Genomic DNA, 17,353 nt, shown 5'->3' on the forward strand with positions numbered 1-17,353 from the left:
CTCTGCAGACGGATGCCGCTTTAGGGGACGACAACCACTGCGCAAGGAGCCAGGCTGACCAGCTTTTGCGAAAGTCGCCGAACCTCTTCCCCCAGAAGTCGATCGGCAACCGTTACGATCAAGAGATCGCGTGCCAACGCCTTGGCAAGCTCCGCTGCCGCATCGATTGCACGGCACGCGCCGCTCGATCCATCGGTCGCCACCATGATGTTCGTCATGAGAGAGTTCCCCGCGGCATTATTGTCTGTGATACGTGCCGACCAGGGTGGCTTCGGCACTGGACGAACTTGCGCGCCTCGCGTTCGACGTCGCGGCATGATGCATTTGCCTGGACACGAAGACGATCCGTCGAGATGGCAAGGAGCCGAAAGCGATAGTGGTGGACGCCGTCGCCGGGCGGCGGACACGGTCCCCCATAGCCAATCTTCCGGAAATCGTTGGTGGCCTGCTTCAGCCTCATTATCTGAGCTGCGTTCTCGGCAAGGCCGCTTTGGTCAGGCGGAATGTCGTAGACCGCCCAATGATGCCAAGTGCCCCCGGGGGCGTCAGGATCGTCGCAGAGCAGGACGAAACTGCGGGTTTCCTCGGGCGCATCGGACCATTGCAGGGGCGGGGACAGGTTTTCGCCGTCGCAAGTGAAGCGCCGCGGAATAGCCGATCGGTCGGCAAAGGCGCTCGACAGGAGCTGCATGGTTTTCTCCTAGCTCGCGGCGCGGACCGACGTCGGCGTCTGCAAATAGCGCTCAAACCATCGGCTGGCATGCTCGATGACCGCGTCCATGGCGCCCGGCTCGGGAAACAGGTGCGTTGCACCTGGAATGATTTCCAACGCCGTCGGCCCGCCAAGCCAGCCGCGCGCCTCCTCATTGAGCTCGATCACGCCGACATCGGCGCCGCCGACGATCAACAGGGTCGGCGCACGGACATGCGGCAGGGCCTCGCCGGCCAGGTCCGGCCGTCCGCCACGCGAGACCACCGCGGCAATTCGGTCAGGCAACTGAGCCGCCGCGATAAGGGCGGCCGCCGCGCCGGTACTGGCGCCGAACAATCCGACAGGCAGGCAGGCCACCGCAGGTTCTAGACCTTGAAGCCAGTCGACGGCTGCGACCAGCCGTTTGCCGAGCATTCCGACATTGAAGACGTTGGCGCGGTCGCATTCCTCCTGCGGCGTGAGAAGATCAAACAGCAGCGTCGCGAAGCGGCGTGCGTTCAGCCCCTGTGCGACCGCGATATTCCGGGTGCTGAACCGGCTCGAGCCGCTGCCATGTGCAAACACAACAAGGCCACGGGGATTTTCCGGCAGCGTCAACGTTCCCGCCAATCCTAGCGGCGGAATGAGGACGTCGAGCGATTGATCGCGTTTCATGGACCGCTCCCGGTCTGATCAACCCTGGAGGTTTTTGAGTGGCGCCGGGAGATGGGCCATCAACTTCTCGAATTCGCCGGGATCCAGCTTCTCCCACAGCACTTCGTAAACGCCGCGGGCTGCGCCGAGCGCGGTGATGGGGAACTGCGGCGGAAGCTCCCTGGCGACATGTGCCGCAAACTCCTCGATGTGCCGTTCCTTGGTCGGGGTTGCCGCCATATGCCAGCCTTCGTAGTAGATGCCGCGCACCAGGATCGGCAGCTGCGCCCGAGCTTGACGGCGACTTCTGGCGGCAGGCGATCGCGCAACGCATGCAGGACAGCCCGCAATGCATTGTAGGCCTGGTGACGGTTCTCCAGGGCCAGCTGCTCGTCGATGGCCTTGAGCCAAACATTCGTTTCCTGGATCGAATGGTCCAGCGCAGTCACACCCGTGGACGTGCTCATGATATCGCTCCCGGATCAGAGACAGATTGTGAATTATTTGCAGGCCCAGGCTGACGTGCTTTGACGTGCCGCAAAGTTCCATGGATCCCTGGATCGGATCGGATTGATTTCGCGCAAAGCCGTGGGCGCGCCGTATGCTCAGATCGGCCGTCTGACAGGAGGAGCGCAACCATGCAGACCCCGGCCCAAATCGAATTCGAGCACGTGACGCCGTCCCCGAAGCTGCAGGCTGCGATCGAGGGGCACATCGCCGAGCTGGAAAAGCGCTACGGTCGGGCCACAGCGGGGCGCATCATCGTGAGGGGCCCTGGTGATCGTCACAAGACGGGCGGCCAATATCAGGTCAGCATCCGGCTCGTCCTTCCCGAAGGGCGCGAGGTCAATGTCGGACGGACGCCCATGGAGGACGAACGGTACGCCGATCTGACCTTTGCGATCGACGATGCCTTCAAGCGCGCACGGCGGCGGCTGCAGGACCAGGTGCGCGTCATGCATGGCCAGACCAAGCTCCACGAAGGTGAGCCGGTGGGAACGGTCGTGCGTATCGATCCCAGCGGCGGGTTCGGCTTCCTGGAAGGGGTCGACGGCCAGGAGATTTACTTCAACTGTAACAGTGTCGTGGAAGGTCGCGCGAACATCGCCGTCGGCTCGCGTGTCAGCTTTGTTGAGGAGGCCGGAGAGAAGGGACCTCAGGCGAGCACGGTCAAGGTTCTGAGCAAGCACAGCCTGCGAACGTAGGTGCTGCATCACCGAATGATGGAGTGCCTGGGATGGATAGCAGCTGGATGCCTCGAGCGACTTCGGCGCGGAGCGATCGGTTGCGCCTGTTCGCCCTGGACGGAAGCTCCGAGCTTGGCGAGCGCATCGCGAGGTCGTTGGGCTGCACGCTGGCTGCCCACGAAGAGCGCAGCTTTGAAGACGGCGAGCACAAAGTCCGTCCGCTGGATACGGTGGCCGGCTGCGACGTCTATGTCGTTCACAGTCTTCACGGTGGCCCCGTCGAGAGTCCGAACGACAAGCTTTGCCGCCTGCTGTTCTTGATCGGCGCACTGAAGGATGCGGGTGCCGCCAGCGTGACCGCGGTCACGCCATATCTCTGCTATGCGCGAAAGGATCGCCGAACCAAGGAGAACGATCCTGTGACCATCCGCTATCTGGCGTCTCTGTTCGAGGCGGTCGGGACCGACAGGATCGTGACGCTGGACGTGCACAACGAAGCCGCCTTCGAGAATGCCTTTCGCTGTCCTTCCGTTGCTCTCACCACGGCGCCATTGCTGATCGAGAAGATCAGGTCGATCGCGGGCGATGCGGCAATCAGCGTCGTGTCGCCGGATCTGGGTGGCGGAAAGCGAGCCGATCTGCTGCGCGAGGCACTCGAGAAGGCGTTGCAGAGGCCAATCGGAAAGGCTTTCGTCGAGAAGCATCGCAGCTCGGGCCGGGTGTCCGGCGATCTGTTTGCCGGTGACGTGACGGATGCATTCTGTGTCGTGGTCGACGACCTGATCAGCAGTGGGGGAACCCTGGTCCGTGCGGCAAAGGCGGCGCGGGCCCATGGTGCAAGAAACGTCATTGCCTGCGTGGCTCACGGCCTGTTCATGCCGGGAGCCGAAACGGCACTCGCGGATGCCTCGATCGATCGCATCGTCGCTACGGACACCGTTCCGCCATTCCGACTCCTCCGGGACCGGTGCTTGCCAAGCTTGAGGTGATCTCGGCAGCTCCGCTGCTGGCCGAAGCCATCAGGCGGCTGCATCAGAACAGAATCTCTGGCTGAACTGTTGATGTACCAGGCTTGATAAAGCCTTGCTTCGTTCATCGGGCAAGCAGCCGCTTGAGCTGTCTTGTATCGGCTTCGGCGAGGGCGAGATAGGCGCGCGCGAGGCGGGGCCATTTCTCGGGCGTACGCGGGTGCGCATCGAACAAATGCGCGATGGACAAGCGCGCCCTCAGCATCGCGCGGCCAATCCGATAGAACAGGAATATGCCGCTCCTGTGGTCATCGTGCAGCGTCCGTGCCAGTCGCCGGCGGATCGCATCACCGAACCATCGGCCGCTGAGCCTCTCACATTCCAGATGCAGAAATGCGATCTCGTCCAGGGCATCGCTGGCCCGCAAACGGGAATTGAACTCGAGACAGTCGATGATGGGATGGGGTGGCGTCAGCCAGATGTGCTCCGGTCTCAGGTCACCATGACCGTCGACGATGAATCGTCGGGAGACCCGGTCGGCGAACACGCGGGCGTTCCGTTCGAGAAATCGCCGTTGGGCGCAGGCAATGTGCAAGATCGTCCCACGCGGCAAGCCGAAGCGCTGGTTGAGCAAAATTTGCCAATCCAGGGCCGCGGCTTCGTACAGAGAAGCCACATAGGTCTCGGGCGCGACCAGGATCCGGGCGGTATGCGAATAGAAGCGGTCAAGCACCGCTGCGAGCTGCCCGGCCTCGGTCTGGCGCGCGGTGCCGTTGCGCAGCATGGCCTCAAGCGTTTCCTCCTCGTTCAGCCGGCGCATCACGACAAGCCAGTCGGCTACCGGACCGGAGCCGCCGATCGTGTATCCCAACGCCGTCTCGGTCAGCGGAACGACGCCGATATACACGTCACGCGCAAGCCGGCGGTTGAGGCTGGCCTCCGCCAGGCATGCGGCCCTGCGGCGGGCCAGCGTCGAGAAGTCGAGATAGGGAAAGCAGACCGGTTTCTTGAGCTTGTAGACCCGCCCGCCGTTCATGAAGACCCACGACATGTGGGTCTCGCGCGCCTGAACGTGATCAGGAACGGGGCTGTAGCTGCCAGGCTGGCTTAGGAAGGCGACCTTGCGGGCCAGGGCAGAGATGCTGTCGTTCTCGGCATCGTCGATTGAAAATTCGTTCTGGCGCTCCAGCATGACAATCTATTGCCAAACGACGCCGAAGGCGGTTTGACACCGATCAACGATCGCGGTCACCGGAGCAATAGTCTGCTTCAAATTCACGCGGATTCACCGGTATGCTGTTTCAAAATAGAGACGATGCGGGCCATCAATTGGCCAGGGCTTTGGTGAAGTACAAGAACCGCCATCCCGTAATCCTGGCATTGCCGCGCGGCGGCGTTCCCGTGGCGGCGGAGGTGGCGGAACGGTTGGAAGCGCCCCTCGATTTGGTTCTGGTGCGCAAGATTGGTGCGCCCATGCAGCCGGAACTTGCGATGGGCGCGGTCGTGGACGGGGAGCAGCCCGTCATCGTTCGCAACCAGGACATCATCGATTTGACCGGCGTGAGCGAGGAGACGTTCGACGCCATCTGCAAGGAGGAGCTTGTCGAGATCGACAGGCGACGCGAACGCTATCTGGGCAATCGCGCCCGGTCCGACGTCAAGGGACAGGTCGCGATCATCGTCGACGACGGTATTGCGACAGGCGCGACGACCCTCGCAGCGATCCGGGCGCTGCGAAATCGGGGGCCAAAGGAATTGATCCTCGCAGTACCGGTGGCGCCTCTCGAGGACGCTGCAGCGGCTGCACGCAGAGGTCGACGCAATCGTTTGCCTGGACACGCCGCGGGACTTTGGCGCAATCGGCTACTACTACCGTGATTTCAGCCAGGTCAGCGATGACGAAGTCGTCGCAATCCTGAAGCGGTTCCCGGCCAAGAAGACGACGGCATCAACCTCATGAGCTCTCAGGTTGCCGGGGGACGAGAATTTCCGGGATTGGCATGGACAGGTCGCCAAGCGCACTCCTGACCGATCTGTACCAGTTGAACATGGTGCAGGCCTACCTGGAGGCGGGCCAGACCGGGACCGCGGTCTTCGAGTTCTTCGTCCGCAAGCTTCCGCCGCAGCGCAATTTCCTGATGGCGGCAGGGCTCGAGCAGGCGCTGGAGTTCCTCCAAGGTCTGCGCTTTTCCGATGACGAATTGAGCTGGCTCATCCGCAGCGGCAGGTTCAGCGCGCGCCTGATCGACTATCTCTCCGATTTCCAATTCAGCGGCGACGTTCATGCTATGCCCGAAGGCACGGTGTTCTTCGCCAACGAACCGATCCTCCGCGTCACGGCGCCGCTCCCCGAAGCTCAGCTTCTCGAAACCCGGCTGATCAACGTGTTGCATTTCCAGTCGCTGATTGCGTCCAAGGCCGCCCGCATGGCGCTGCTCGCACCGGGCAAGCTGCTGGTTGACTTCGGGCTGCGCCGGGCCCATGGCGCCGAAGCCGGTCTTCTGGCTGCGCGAGCCAGCTATATCGGTGGCTTTGCCGGGACTGCGACTGTTCTCGCGGAAAAATGCTTCGGGATTCCGACCTACGGCACGATGGCGCACGCGTTCATCCAGTCATTCGACGACGAGACGGCCGCCTTTGAGGCGTTTGCACGGGCGCGCCCGAAGGACCTCGTGCTGTTGATTGACACATACGACACTGAGGTTGCGGCCAGGAAAGTAGTGACCTTGGCCCCGCGGCTGCGGGCACTCGGAATTGCGATCCGCGGGGTGCGGATCGACAGCGGGGATCTGGTGGCGCTCTCGAAAAGTGTGCGGCGGATCCTCGATGAGGGCGGTCTGAAGGACGTGACTATCTTCGCCAGCGGCGGCATTGAGGAAGAGACGCTATTGTCCTTTGCCCGCGAGGCGGCCCCGATCGATGGCATCGGGATCGGCACCAGCCTGGCGACGTCGTCCGACGTAACCGGCCCTCGATTGCGCCTACAAGCTGCAGGAATATTCGGGCGTGCCGCGGCGGAAACGCTCGACCGGCAAGGCGACCTGGCCCGGCCGCAAGCAGGTGTGGCGTCGCTATGATCCCGACGGCCATATGGCGTCGGATGTGCTGTCGACAGAAGACGACGATCACGAAGGGGAGACCCTGATCGTCCCTGTCATGCAACAGGGGCGCCCGGTCGGGCATCGGCCGTCGCTCGAGGACATCCGCGCCTACGCACGGATGCAGTTGGAGCGATTGCCGAGGGGGTTTGAGGGCCTTCGCAGCGGCGCGTCCTATCCGGTCCACGTGGCGGCCTCGCTCCAGCAATTGGCAGCCGCTGTCGATTTGAGGACGAAGTAAGCCTCTGCTGCAAGTCCGTCTGATCAGCATCAAGGCGAACGCCCGGTGTGCTAGCTGCCCGGGATCGGCAGCGGCCCCGCCGCATCGTTTAACTGAAACCGGACGAAGCGGTCGCGCAAGGGCGCCGTCTACCGCCACATCCCGCGCATCCGCGCGCCGATGTCGATCTTCGGACCCTGCGCCGCGCTGCGCGCAGCGCCTGCGGCGGCCTTCGGCCAGGCGGTGCGCTCGAACAGGTAGACCAGCTGCTCCGGGATGAAGCGGGTGCGCGAGGCGTAGACGTGGCGGTCGCCCTTGGCGGCCTGGCCGTGGGTGAAGAAGCGCTGCGGCACCACGAGGTGCAGGTCGTCCTTGGCGCGCGTCATCGCGACATAGAGCAGGCGGCGCTCCTCTTCCAATTCGGCGCTGGTGCCGGCGCCGAGATCGGAGGGCATGCAGCCGTCGACGACGTTGAGCACGAACACCGATTTCCACTCCTGGCCTTTGGCCGAGTGGATGGTGGAGAGGATCAGATAATCCTCGTCGCGCAAGGGCGGACCTGATTTGTCGCTGGTCGCATCCGGCGGATCGAGCGTGAGCTCGGTCAGGAATTTCTCGCGGCTGGCATAGCCGCTCGCGATCTGCTCGAGCTGCATCAGGTCGGCGCGGCGCGTCTCCGAATCCTCGTGGATGCGATCGAGATGCGGCTCGTACCAAAGCCGCACGCGCTCGAGATCGACAGGCCATTCCGAATAGCGCAGGTTCGCCACCGTGCGGACGAAGTCGGTCCAGTCCGCCCCGGTGCGCGCCGGCACCGGAAGCTGGCCGAGCGTATGAAGCGGATCGGTGCTCTCCGCCATCTGGTCGAGCACGCGCTGCGCGGTCGCGGGGCCCACGCCCGGCAGCAGATGCAGGATGCGGAAACCGGCGACGCGATCGCGCGGATTTTCGGCAAAGCGCAGCAGCGCCAGCACGTCTTTGACGTGCACGGCATCGAGGAATTTCAGCCCGCCGAACTTGACGAAGGGGATGTTGCGGCGGGTCAGCTCGATCTCGAGCGGGCCGGAATGCGAGGAGGTGCGGAACAGCACCGCCTGCTGCTTGAGCAGCGCGCCTTGCTCGCGGTTCGCCAGCACCTCCTCGACGATGTAGCGTGCCTGGTCGGCCTCGTCGTGCACGGTGACGAGCTGCGGCTTCCGCCCCGCGATGCGGTCGGTCCACAGGTTCTTGGTGAAGCGCTCGCGTGCAAGACCAATCACGCCGTTGGCCGCGGCCAGCACGGCCTGGGTCGAGCGGTAGTTGCGGTCGAGCGTGATCATCTCCGCGCGGGGCGAGAAGCGCTGCGGAAAGTCCAGGATGTTGCGCACGGTGGCGGCGCGGAACGAGTAGATCGACTGGGCATCGTCGCCGACAACAGTCAGTCCGCGCCCGTCGGGCTTGAGCGCCAGGAGGATCGAGGATTGCAGGCGGTTGGTGTCCTGGTATTCGTCGACCAGCACGTGGTCGAAGCGGCCGCCGATCTCCTCGGCGATCAGCGCATCGCTCATCATCTGCGACCAGTACAGCAGCAGGTCGTCGTAATCGAGCACGTGCTGGGCCTGCTTGGCCTCGACATAGGCCGCGAACAGGCCCTTCAGCTCGGCGGCCCAGCCCGCGCACCAGGGATAATGTTGGCCGAGCACCTTCTCGATCTCCATCTCCGCGTTGACGCAGCGCGAGTAGATCGACAGGCAGGTGCCCTTGGCGGGAAAGCGGCTCTCGGTCCTGGACAGGCCGCGCTCGTGCCGGACCAGGTTCATCAGGTCGGCGGAATCCTCGCGGTCGTGGATGGTGAAGGCGGGATCGACGCCGATCCGCTCGGCATATTCGCGCAGCAGCCGCGCCCCCATGCCGTGGAAGGTGCCGGCCCAGGTCAGCGCATCGCGCATGATCGCGGCGTTGTTCTCGCCGAGCACCTTGCGGGCGATGCGCTCGACCCGGCCGGCCATCTCGGCTGCCGCGCGGCGGGAAAACGTCATCAAGAGGATGCGCCGCGGATCGGCGCCGGCAACGATCAGATGCGCGACGCGGTGGGCCAGGGTATTGGTCTTGCCCGAGCCGGCGCCGGCGATGACGAGCAGGGGGGCACCCAATGTCGCACCATCGGCCACGCCATGCTCGACGGCGCGGCGCTGCTCCGCATTGAGCGTGTCCAGATATGTCGCCACGAATCGCCCCGGTGAAAGGCCGAGAGTCGGCCATCCCAGCGCGAATCGCAATGCAGCTGGACGAAACCGGCTTTAGGATTTAGGGGAAAGACAGCCCGAAGTTCCCGCGACCCATGGCCGAGATGACCGAGCTCAAGCCCGAACAGTTCGAGATGCGGCGGCTGGAGTCGCTCAGCAACACCATTTTCGGTGTCGCCATGACGTTGCTGGCCTACGATCTGCCCAAGGCCGCGGTGTTCAGCGGCGCGCCCGACTGGAATGATCTGGCGCGGGTCTATTCCGGCAAGCTTGCCGGCTTTGCGCTCAGCTTCATCATCGCCGGCGTGTTCTGGATCAGCCATCACCGCCGACTGGCACGCCAGCCCGTCGGCAGCCGGGGCATGGTCGTCCTCAACCTGTTTTTTCTGCTCTCGATCGTGCTGCTGCCGGTGACCAACGGCCTCTATACCAATCACGCCACGAGCAGCGCCGTGGCAGTGCTCTACGGCCTGCATTTGACCACGATCGCCGGCCTCAATGCCTTGCTGTGGTGGACGATCCTGCGCGGCTGGGGCCGCGAGATCATGGCGTCCCTGTTTCCGGTTGCCGTGTTCATTCCGGGTACGATCGTTGCGGCGTTCGCGCCGCATTTCGCGCCCTTCGTGTGGTTCGTCGCGTTTGGCGGGCTGCTGATCCAGCGCTTTTACGTCGCGCCGAACCCGTCGGCCGGCACGTAAAGCTTGACCGGGCGGATTTCGTAGACCGCGGTCGGATTGACCGCCCGCAGCTTCCGCGCCGCGGCGATCGCCTCCTCCTCTGTGGCGCATTGCATCAAATGAAAGCCCAGAAGCTGCTCTTTGGTCTCGGCAAACGGCCCGTCCAGCACCATGCCTGCACCGGGGCCACGCAGAGTCCGGGCCTTTCGGGTCTCGTCAAGACGGGCTGCCGGTCCAAACTGGCCGCTTTCCCTGAGCGGTGCTTGAACCTCGATGACTTTGGCCACGACGGCGGCGTCCTGCTCCGGCGTCCAGGACATGACTTCGTCTTCCACGTGATAGGCCAGGATGGCGTAAAGCATCGTCACCTCGTTGTTTTTCTGCACAGACCCCAAGGACGTTGCACCGCAGGCGGTGCCGACAATCCCGAAGCAAAATATTGCGCCGCCCGCAAGCGACGAAACCGTCCTGAAACCCGATTGCGTCCTTTGCCGCGTGAACGTGGCCGGAAGCGGTCGCGACTGATGGACCATAAACAACAAGCTTTTTGCTGGAGGCGGCAATGTCGGGTCACAACACCAGGATCATTTGCGACGCACGTCGCGCCAAACCATCGGAGACGGCCGATCTGCATGATCAGAGCGGCCATCACCGCTATTACGGCAGCTCGGCCGAGAACGGCGGCGAGCGCATCGTGGAAAGCCGGCGCGGCAAGCGTCCGCGCGCCACCAACGTCTGCGGCTTCTGAAGCTTCCGGCTACCGTCTGCCTACCATGGACGTCCTGCAGATATCGATCGCGGCGATGCCGTTTCTGGTCTCGCTCGTGAGCCGCAACGGCAAGGCCATTGCGCCGTGCCTGCTCGCGAGCATCGCCACAATGGTGCTCGGCGGGGAACCGCACCGGGCAGTCATAGCCTGGTGTGTCGGCATATCGATCGCGGCCGTCGCGTTGCGCGAGCGGCTTCGCACGGGCTGACCGAACGAGCTTTCCAACGAGCGCCAAGAAAAAGGCGCGGCGGGGAAACCCCGTCGCGCCCGATTCTCGCTCGCTGGTCCAGGGCTGAGAGCGCCCCGATGCCAAGCCTCTACTCGGAGCTTAGCGGGCGATCCCAGCGAGGTGACAGCGCTTGGTAAAAGACACTGGATCACCTCCTTTCGTTGGTTGCGGAAGATCCCAATATAGGCGGCCTTGCCGCCGCTGTTAAGGGGGCGGCGGTCCGGAAGGAACCAGGGCGATTCGCAGGGCCGAGGACAGGCCGGAAAGCGGCGTCCTCGGCAGTTGAGACTGCCGCCCGGCCGTGTTAGGGAGCCGGTAACGCGGGTGTAGCTCAATGGTAGAGCAGCAGCCTTCCAAGCTGAATACGAGGGTTCGATTCCCTTCACCCGCTCCAGCCTTTTCAATGGCTTATGGACTTGCCAATCTCCGTTTCGACTGGGCGGCTGAATCCATTCCGACAAGCATCCACGTCTTGGCCGTCCGCTTCGCGCTTCTTGACGCGCTTGATCCGCGCGTCATGCTTGGCCTCGTCGTGATGCAGGTCGTGCGCGATCGCTTTGGTCGAGGACCATCGACCTCGGGGCCGGCCGCTCTTCCAGAATCCGCTTCACCGAATGCGAGCATCGTCCGCACCTGACCGTGCAGCCCAGGCAATCGTAGACCTGTGCGGCCGAGCACAGCTCGTCGCCGGTCGAAACGAGCGCGACCCTGATATCGTGATCGCTGATGATGTTGCAGGAACAGACGATCATGCCGGATTCCGTTGCGTGATGCGTCGCGCGGTGTGGAGCCTGACGGCGGCGATGGTGGCGTCGGCGATGGCACGGCCGCGGTGGTCCGTGCCGGTCCATTGGGCGTCGCGGCCGCGTGGGTCGATCTCCAGCAGCTTGACGCCGGCCGGAATTTCGCTGCCGTCGCGGGCGATGCCGCGCAGGATGCCGTCGCGGGGCGCGAGCACCGGTACGCCGGAGAGGTGGCCGAGCACGACATCCTTGTAGACGCGGGCACCGATCTCGATCGGTGTGTGCCAGCGCCCCGCCAACCGCGAATAGACAAAGCGTTCCGCTCCGACATCGCCCAGGGTGCCGGCAACGCCGTCGGCCGGGTCTGTCCAGCGCTGTTCGGCGACGGGTCCGATCCTGCCCGGGCGTGTCTCCACAGCGAGGTCGCAATTGAAGTTCGACGAGAACCCGGGGCCGAGGCCGATCGTCAGCCGGGCCAGCCGTCTGAGGTCGGGCGTGATCCGACGCTTCTGAAGACGCGCATCGATGAGGAGGTCGATTTGGCGGACGGGAAGAAGGTCGAGCAGGCCGAGCCAGGTGACCAGGACTCGCACCGGCCGGCGCAGGGCCTGGTAGACCTGCATGCCGTCGTCGGCGCGTTCGGCGACGACGTCCTCGAAGTCGCGCGGTGTCGGTGAAAAGCGCGTCGTGGAAGGCCATCTTGCGGCGGATCACCGGCGGATCCGGATCATGCGACAGCACCACGCTATAGCCGGCGCGCACGAGTCGGAGGCCGACAGCGGATGCGATCTCATTGGTGCCGAGGATGACGGCAAAGAGTCGTTGGTCGTTCGGCTGGGGCATTTGAAACCGCTCTTGCTGGAAAAGTGCAGTACGACAGGGCGCGAATGAACGTCGGGACGGGATGAGCAAGAGGCGGGCCATTTGGAACGATTGAAAAACAGCGCTCAACTGCCGATCAACGTTCAGGAACAAGGAGCGCACCGGGACGGCGCTGCTTGGTCCGAAACGCAACGCTGCCCTGTTGCAAATCTTTCAACGTGTCGCGAAGCGGACACCGGACCCCAGAAACCACAATGATTTGCCGGCAATGCGTGGCCCAAATCCTGCAAAGTTGCTCCTGTTGTCATCGTGTGGCGCCCGCCGCGGCGCGTGAGGAGATTTGCGTGACGCTCGATCTGCTGGACCGCGACGGGGCGCCGGGCGATACGTCCGTCCCCGATATCGCGCTGTGCCCGTTTCACGGCGACAAGTCGCGCGCACAGCACGGCGAGCGGAAAACGCTCCTATTGACCGGTGCGTCGCGGGGAATCGGTCACGCCACGGGAAAGTTGTTCTCCGAAGCCGGCTGGCGGATCATCACCTGCTCGCGGCAGCCGTTCGATGGCGAGCGTTGCCCGTGGGATTCGGGAGCGGACAGCCACGTTCAGGTCGAGTTGAGCGACCATCGCGCGTTGCCGCGCGCGGTCGCGGAGATCAAGGAGCGACTCGACGGCCAGCCGCTGCATGCGCTGATCAACAATGCCGGCATCTCGCCCAAGGCCGCCGACGGCAGCCGGTTGAACTCGCTGACGACACCGGTCGAGACCTGGATGAGCGTCTTCCACGTCAACCTGCTCGCGCCGGTCCTGTTCGCCCAGGGCCTGGTCGAGGAATTGAAGCTGGCGTCCGGCTCGATCGTCAACGTCACGTCGATCGTGGGTTCCCGGGTGCATCCGTTTGCCGGCAGCGCCTATGCGACGTCGAAGGCAGCCCTTGCGTGTCTGACCCGCGAGATGGCGCACGACTACGCGCAGTTCGGAATTCGCGTGAATGCGATTGCTCCTGGGGAAATCAAGACGGACATCCTGTCGCCGGAGACCGAAGCGCAGCTGGCGCCCATCATCCCGTTGCATCGTGTCGGTACGCCCGACGAGGTCGCCAAGGTGATCTTCTTCCTGTGCTCGGATGCGGCCAGCTACGTCACAGGTGCGGAAGTACCGATCAACGGAGGTCAGCACGTGTGATCAAGCGGCAGGCGTCGATCGCCAAAGAAACTTTGCCGACTTGCGCTGGATCAATGCGGCCAACCCGCTTTCGCGCGTGACGCCCATTCCGACGGCAAATTCCACGGGGCGGATGACAAAGCGTGCAAGCGCGACGGAATCTTTTTGCAGCGATGCTGACAACTTGAGCGCGACTCCCGACACGACATGAATGACAATACGACAAATTCCAAAGAGTGCGGCGGGGAGGATGAAACGGGCAACGGAGATTCCGTGATGCTGAATGCTGTTCCATTGGTTGAACGTCCGCCGGCGGATCAGACCGCGCCGATCGTGCCGCTGAATGAGATCGCGCTGACCGGCATTTTCGAGATATCCAAGATACTGACGGCGCCGACACGGCTGGAGACTACGCTCGCCAACGTCGTGAACCTCCTGCAATCGTTTCTCCAGATGCGTCATGGCGTCGTTGCGCTGCTCGCCGATGACGGCATTCCCGATCTCGCGGTTGGCGCCGGTTGGAGCGAGGGCAGCGACGAACGCTATCGCGAGCGGTTGCCGCAGAAGGCCGTCGACCAGGTCGTCGCGACCGCGATGCCGCTGGTCGCGGAGAACATCGCCACCCATCCGGCCTTCGGTCCGATGGATGTGAAGGCTCTCGGAGCCTCGGAGACGACGCGCGTGTCGTTCATCGGCGTTCCGATCCGCATCGATGCCAAGGTCGTCGGTACGCTGACGATCGATCGGGTTTGGGACGAGCGATCGATGTACCGGCTCGATTCCGACGTGCGCCTGCTGACGATGGTCGCCAATCTGGTCGGGCAGACCGTGAAATTGCACCGCGTCGTCGCGCAGGACCGCGAACGGCTGATGCATGAGAGCTATCGCCTTCAGAAGGAGCTCTCCGAGCTCAAGCCGGCGCGCGATCGCCGCAGGGTTCACGTCGAAGGCATCATCGGCGACAGCGCAGCGCTGCGCGGGCTGCTCGAGAAGATTGCGGTCGTGGCCAAGTCGAACTCGACGGTGCTGCTGCGCGGCGAATCCGGCACCGGCAAGGAGCTGATCGCGAAGGCCATTCACGAGCTGTCGCCGCGAGCCAAGCGCCCGTTCATCAAGATCAACTGCGCGGCTCTGCCGGAATCGGTGCTGGAATCCGAGCTGTTCGGCCACGAAAAGGGGCCTTTACCGGCGCGCTGAATTCGCGCAAGGGCAGGTTCGAGCTCGCCGACAAGGGCACCCTGTTCCTGGACGAGATCGGCGAGATTTCGGCCTCGTTCCAGGCCAAGCTCCTTCGAGTGCTGCAGGAGCAGGAATTCGAGCGCGTCGGCGGCAACCAGACCATCAAGGTCGATGTCCGCGTCATCGCCGCGACCAACCGCAACCTGGAAGAAGCGGTCGCGCGGAACGAGTTCCGCGCCGACCTCTATTACCGGATCAGCGTGGTGCCGATGGTGCTGCCGCCGCTGCGCGAGCGGCGCAGCGACATTCCGCTGCTGGCCAACGAGTTCCTCAAGAACTTCAACAGTGAAAACGGCCGCGCGCTGAGCTTCGATCGGCACGCGATCGAGGTTCTGATGAGCTGTGGCTTCCCCGGCAACGTGCGGGAGCTGGAGAATTGCGTGCAGCGAACGGCGACGCTGGCGCCGGGCCCGGAAATCGTCAGGAATGACTTTGCATGCTGTCATAGTCAGTGCCTGTCGGCCATGTTGTGGAACGGCAGATCCGAGAGCACGCAGCAGCGCTCGCTGCCGATCGTGCCGCTTTCCCCGCTTCCAGCCGCTCCGCGCGAGGCCGCTGCGACCGGCTTTCCGCCGGCTGCCGAGGCTGCGGCACCGGCGTCGAATGCTGCGGCCGCTTTGCCGGCCGGGAGCGTGGCCGATCGGGATCGCGTTGTTGCGGCAATGGAGAAGTCAGGCTGGGTCCAGGCCAAGGCGGCACGCCTGCTGGGCCTCACGCCGCGGCAGATCGGATACGCGCTGAAGAAGTACGGCATCGAGGTCAAGCGTCTCTGACGACGACTGTCGCAGATGCGACATGTCGGGCCCACGACAACCGGACTTGCGCAAATAGTCGTTGAATTTCCTACGCTTCACGGTTGGCACGACGCTTGAAAGGGAGATGTCCGACGGCATCACCTGCTCAAGGAGTCGAGACACATGGCCTACAAGATCGTCGCCTCGCAATGCACGGTATGCGGCGCATGTGAATTCGAGTGCCCGAACGCCGCCATCAGTCTCAAGCGTGACATGTACGTGATCGACCCGAAGAAGTGCACCGAGTGTGAGGGGCATTTCGACACGGCACAATGCGCGGTCGTCTGTCCGGTGCCCGACACCTGCATTCCAGCCTGAGGGCAGAGCGATGACGCAGGCGACGAAATCTCCTCGGGTGGCGGAGCGATAGATGGCGGCGGTTCAAGAGACCATTGAACGGGTTCGCGGCATCGACGTCGACCAGTATCGTTATGGGTTTGAGACCCTGATCGAGTCCGACAAGGCCCCGAAGGGGCTGTCGGAAGACACCGTCAAGTTCATCTCGCAGAAGAAGAACGAGCCCGCCTGGATGCTGCAGTGGCGGCTCGAGGCCTATCGGCGCTGGCTGACCATGGCCGAGCCGACCTGGGCGCGCGTCGACTATCCCAGGATCGACTTCCAGGACCTCTACTACTACGCGGCGCCGAAGCCGAAGAAGACGGTCACCTCGCTCGACGAGATCGATCCGGAGATCCTGAAGACCTACGAGAAGCTCGGCATCCCCTTGCGGGAAGTCGCCATGCTCGAAGGCGTCGAGCCCAAGCCGGGCGAGGAGGATCCCGCCCGCCGCAAGATCGCGGTCGATGCTGTGTTCGATCCGGTCTCGGTCGCGACCACGTTCAAGGCCGAGCTGAAGAAGGCCGGCGTGATCTTCATGCCGATCTCGGAGGCGATCCGCGAGCATCCTGAATTGGTGCAGAAGTACCTGGGCTCGGTGGTGCCGACTTCGGACAATTTCTATGCGACCTTGAACTCGGCGGTGTTCTCCGACGGCTCGTTCGTCTACGTGCCGCCCGGCGTGCGCTGCCCGATGGAGCTGTCGACCTATTTCCGCATCAACGAGCGCAACACCGGCCAGTTCGAGCGCACGCTGATCATCGCCGACAAGGGCTCCTACGTCAGCTACCTCGAAGGCTGCACCGCGCCGCAGCGCGACGAGAACCAGCTGCACGCTGCCGTGGTCGAGCTCGTCGCGCATGACGATGCCGAGATCAAATATTCGACGGTGCAGAACTGGTACCCCGGCAATTCCGAAGGCAAGGGCGGCATCTACAATTTCGTCACCAAGCGTGGCGATTGCCGCGGTGCCAATTCCAAGATCTCCTGGACCCAGGTCGAGACGGGCTCTGCGATCACCTGGAAATATCCGAGCTGCATCCTGCGCGGCGACAATTCGCGCGGCGAGTTCTACTCGATCGCGATCTCGAACGGCTTCCAGCAGGTCGACAGCGGCACCAAGATGATCCATCTCGGCAAGAACACGTCGAGCCGGATCATCTCCAAGGGCATCGCCGCCGGCAGGTCGCAGAACACCTATCGCGGTCTCGTCACCGCGCATCGCAAGGCGACCGGCGCGCGCAACTTCACGGCCTGCGATTCGCTGCTGATCGGCGACAAATGCGGCGCGCACACCGTGCCGTACATCGAGGCCAAGAATTCCTCGGCGACGTTCGAGCACGAAGCAACCACCTCGAAGATCTCCGAGGACGTGCTGTTCTACTGCATCCAGCGCGGGCTCAGCCAGGAAGAGGCGGTCGGCCTCGTCGTCAACGGCTTCGTCAAGGACGTGCTGCAGCAGCTGCCGATGGAGTTCGCGGTGGAAGCGCAGAAGCTGATCTCGATCTCGCTCGAAGGAAGCGTCGGATGACCATCCT

General features: G+C 63.7%; 18 protein-coding genes, 1 tRNA gene and 3 pseudogenes. 13 read left to right on the plus strand and 9 right to left on the minus strand.

Annotated features, from left to right (window positions below):
- Positions 1-20 precede the first annotated feature (20 nt).
- The 4 genes and pseudogenes from ACETMP_RS02675 to ACETMP_RS02690 form a co-directional block, all read right to left on the minus strand.
- Positions 21-218, minus strand: a complete 198-nt coding sequence (locus ACETMP_RS02675) for a universal stress protein (RefSeq protein WP_375159810.1) — start codon at positions 216-218, stop codon at positions 21-23.
- Complete coding sequence (locus ACETMP_RS02680) at positions 215-691, minus strand: YbhB/YbcL family Raf kinase inhibitor-like protein (RefSeq protein WP_375159811.1); 477 nt, start codon at positions 689-691, stop codon at positions 215-217. The genes ACETMP_RS02675 and ACETMP_RS02680 overlap by 4 nt, the downstream gene beginning before the upstream one ends.
- A gap of 9 nt (positions 692-700) precedes the next feature.
- Positions 701-1,366, minus strand: a complete 666-nt coding sequence (locus ACETMP_RS02685; RefSeq protein ID WP_375159812.1) for a dienelactone hydrolase family protein — start codon at positions 1,364-1,366, stop codon at positions 701-703.
- Between the two features lie 18 nt (positions 1,367-1,384).
- Positions 1,385-1,812 (minus strand): annotated as a pseudogene (locus ACETMP_RS02690) (DUF2267 domain-containing protein).
- Between the two features lie 171 nt (positions 1,813-1,983).
- Between ACETMP_RS02690 and ACETMP_RS02695 the strand changes: the two are divergent.
- A complete protein-coding gene (locus ACETMP_RS02695; protein WP_375159813.1) occupies positions 1,984-2,550 on the plus strand; it encodes an HPF/RaiA family ribosome-associated protein in 567 nt (188 codons plus the stop codon).
- 80 nt (positions 2,551-2,630) lie between these two features.
- Positions 2,631-3,521 (plus strand): ribose-phosphate diphosphokinase, encoded by an 891-nt coding sequence (locus tag ACETMP_RS02700; protein WP_375159814.1) that lies wholly within the window; start codon positions 2,631-2,633, stop codon positions 3,519-3,521.
- A 103-nt stretch (positions 3,522-3,624) separates the two neighbouring features.
- Here the strand turns inward: ACETMP_RS02700 and ACETMP_RS02705 are convergent, their stop codons facing one another.
- The gene (locus ACETMP_RS02705; RefSeq protein ID WP_375159815.1) at positions 3,625-4,692 is read right to left on the minus strand and encodes a hypothetical protein; all 1,068 of its coding nucleotides are present in this window, start codon (positions 4,690-4,692) and stop codon (positions 3,625-3,627) included.
- A gap of 101 nt (positions 4,693-4,793) precedes the next feature.
- On the opposite strand from ACETMP_RS02705, the gene ACETMP_RS02710 reads away from it, so the two are divergent.
- From ACETMP_RS02710 to ACETMP_RS02720, 3 genes are all read left to right on the plus strand, one after another.
- Positions 4,794-5,378 carry a phosphoribosyltransferase gene (locus tag ACETMP_RS02710; RefSeq protein WP_375159816.1) on the plus strand — a complete coding sequence of 195 codons (585 nt, stop codon included), beginning with the start codon at positions 4,794-4,796 and terminating at the stop codon, positions 5,376-5,378.
- A gap of 122 nt (positions 5,379-5,500) precedes the next feature.
- Positions 5,501-6,577 (plus strand): nicotinate phosphoribosyltransferase, encoded by a 1,077-nt coding sequence (locus tag ACETMP_RS02715; protein ID WP_375159817.1) that lies wholly within the window; start codon positions 5,501-5,503, stop codon positions 6,575-6,577.
- A gap of 13 nt (positions 6,578-6,590) precedes the next feature.
- Positions 6,591-6,839: a hypothetical protein gene (locus ACETMP_RS02720; RefSeq protein ID WP_375159818.1), complete on the plus strand. Its 249-nt coding sequence runs from the start codon at positions 6,591-6,593 to the stop codon at positions 6,837-6,839.
- A gap of 128 nt (positions 6,840-6,967) precedes the next feature.
- On the opposite strand, the gene ACETMP_RS02725 is transcribed toward ACETMP_RS02720, so the two are convergent.
- Positions 6,968-9,025, minus strand: a complete 2,058-nt coding sequence (locus ACETMP_RS02725) for an ATP-dependent helicase (protein WP_375159819.1) — start codon at positions 9,023-9,025, stop codon at positions 6,968-6,970.
- A 122-nt stretch (positions 9,026-9,147) separates the two neighbouring features.
- On the opposite strand from ACETMP_RS02725, the gene ACETMP_RS02730 reads away from it, so the two are divergent.
- Complete coding sequence (locus tag ACETMP_RS02730) at positions 9,148-9,741, plus strand: TMEM175 family protein (protein WP_375161823.1); 594 nt, start codon at positions 9,148-9,150, stop codon at positions 9,739-9,741.
- Here ACETMP_RS02730 and ACETMP_RS02735 read toward each other — a convergent pair.
- Positions 9,708-10,082, minus strand: a complete 375-nt coding sequence (locus ACETMP_RS02735; protein WP_028137147.1) for a YciI family protein — start codon at positions 10,080-10,082, stop codon at positions 9,708-9,710. The genes ACETMP_RS02730 and ACETMP_RS02735 overlap by 34 nt on opposite strands.
- A 200-nt stretch (positions 10,083-10,282) precedes the next feature.
- Between ACETMP_RS02735 and ACETMP_RS02740 the strand changes: the two genes are divergently transcribed.
- The 3 genes from ACETMP_RS02740 to ACETMP_RS02750 all read left to right on the plus strand — a co-directional run bounded on the left by ACETMP_RS02740 (position 10,283) and on the right by ACETMP_RS02750 (position 11,112).
- Positions 10,283-10,468, plus strand: coding sequence for a hypothetical protein (locus ACETMP_RS02740; RefSeq protein ID WP_257180603.1), 186 nt, complete (start codon positions 10,283-10,285; stop codon positions 10,466-10,468).
- A gap of 25 nt (positions 10,469-10,493) precedes the next feature.
- A complete protein-coding gene (locus ACETMP_RS02745) occupies positions 10,494-10,697 on the plus strand; it encodes a hypothetical protein (RefSeq protein ID WP_028137145.1) in 204 nt (67 codons plus the stop codon).
- A gap of 341 nt (positions 10,698-11,038) precedes the next feature.
- Positions 11,039-11,112, plus strand: a tRNA-Gly gene (locus ACETMP_RS02750).
- 354 nt (positions 11,113-11,466) lie between these two features.
- On the opposite strand, the pseudogene ACETMP_RS02755 reads toward ACETMP_RS02750, so the two are convergent.
- Positions 11,467-12,304 (minus strand): annotated as a pseudogene (locus ACETMP_RS02755) (xanthine dehydrogenase).
- Positions 12,305-12,627: 323 nt separating this feature from the next.
- Between ACETMP_RS02755 and ACETMP_RS02760 the strand changes: the two are divergent.
- On the plus strand, positions 12,628-13,467 hold the full coding sequence (locus ACETMP_RS02760; protein WP_375161824.1) for an SDR family NAD(P)-dependent oxidoreductase: 840 nt from the start codon (positions 12,628-12,630) through the stop codon (positions 13,465-13,467).
- Here ACETMP_RS02760 and ACETMP_RS02765 read toward each other — a convergent pair whose 3' ends face one another.
- Positions 13,468-13,629 carry a hypothetical protein gene (locus ACETMP_RS02765; RefSeq protein WP_375159820.1) on the minus strand — a complete coding sequence of 54 codons (162 nt, stop codon included), beginning with the start codon at positions 13,627-13,629 and terminating at the stop codon, positions 13,468-13,470.
- Between the two features lie 93 nt (positions 13,630-13,722).
- Here ACETMP_RS02765 and nifA point away from each other — a divergent pair.
- From nifA to sufB, 3 genes and pseudogenes are all read left to right on the plus strand, one after another.
- Positions 13,723-15,458 (plus strand): annotated as a pseudogene (gene nifA, locus ACETMP_RS02770) (nif-specific transcriptional activator NifA).
- Between the two features lie 144 nt (positions 15,459-15,602).
- Positions 15,603-15,797, plus strand: coding sequence for a 4Fe-4S dicluster domain-containing protein (locus ACETMP_RS02775; protein ID WP_028137126.1), 195 nt, complete (start codon positions 15,603-15,605; stop codon positions 15,795-15,797).
- A gap of 52 nt (positions 15,798-15,849) precedes the next feature.
- A complete protein-coding gene (sufB, locus tag ACETMP_RS02780; RefSeq protein WP_375159821.1) occupies positions 15,850-17,346 on the plus strand; it encodes a Fe-S cluster assembly protein SufB in 1,497 nt (498 codons plus the stop codon).
- Positions 17,347-17,353 lie beyond the last annotated feature (7 nt).

This window comes from Bradyrhizobium dasycarpum, from assembly GCF_042019905.1.
In the GTDB taxonomy this organism is placed as follows: Bacteria; Pseudomonadota; Alphaproteobacteria; order Rhizobiales; family Xanthobacteraceae; genus Bradyrhizobium; species Bradyrhizobium japonicum_B.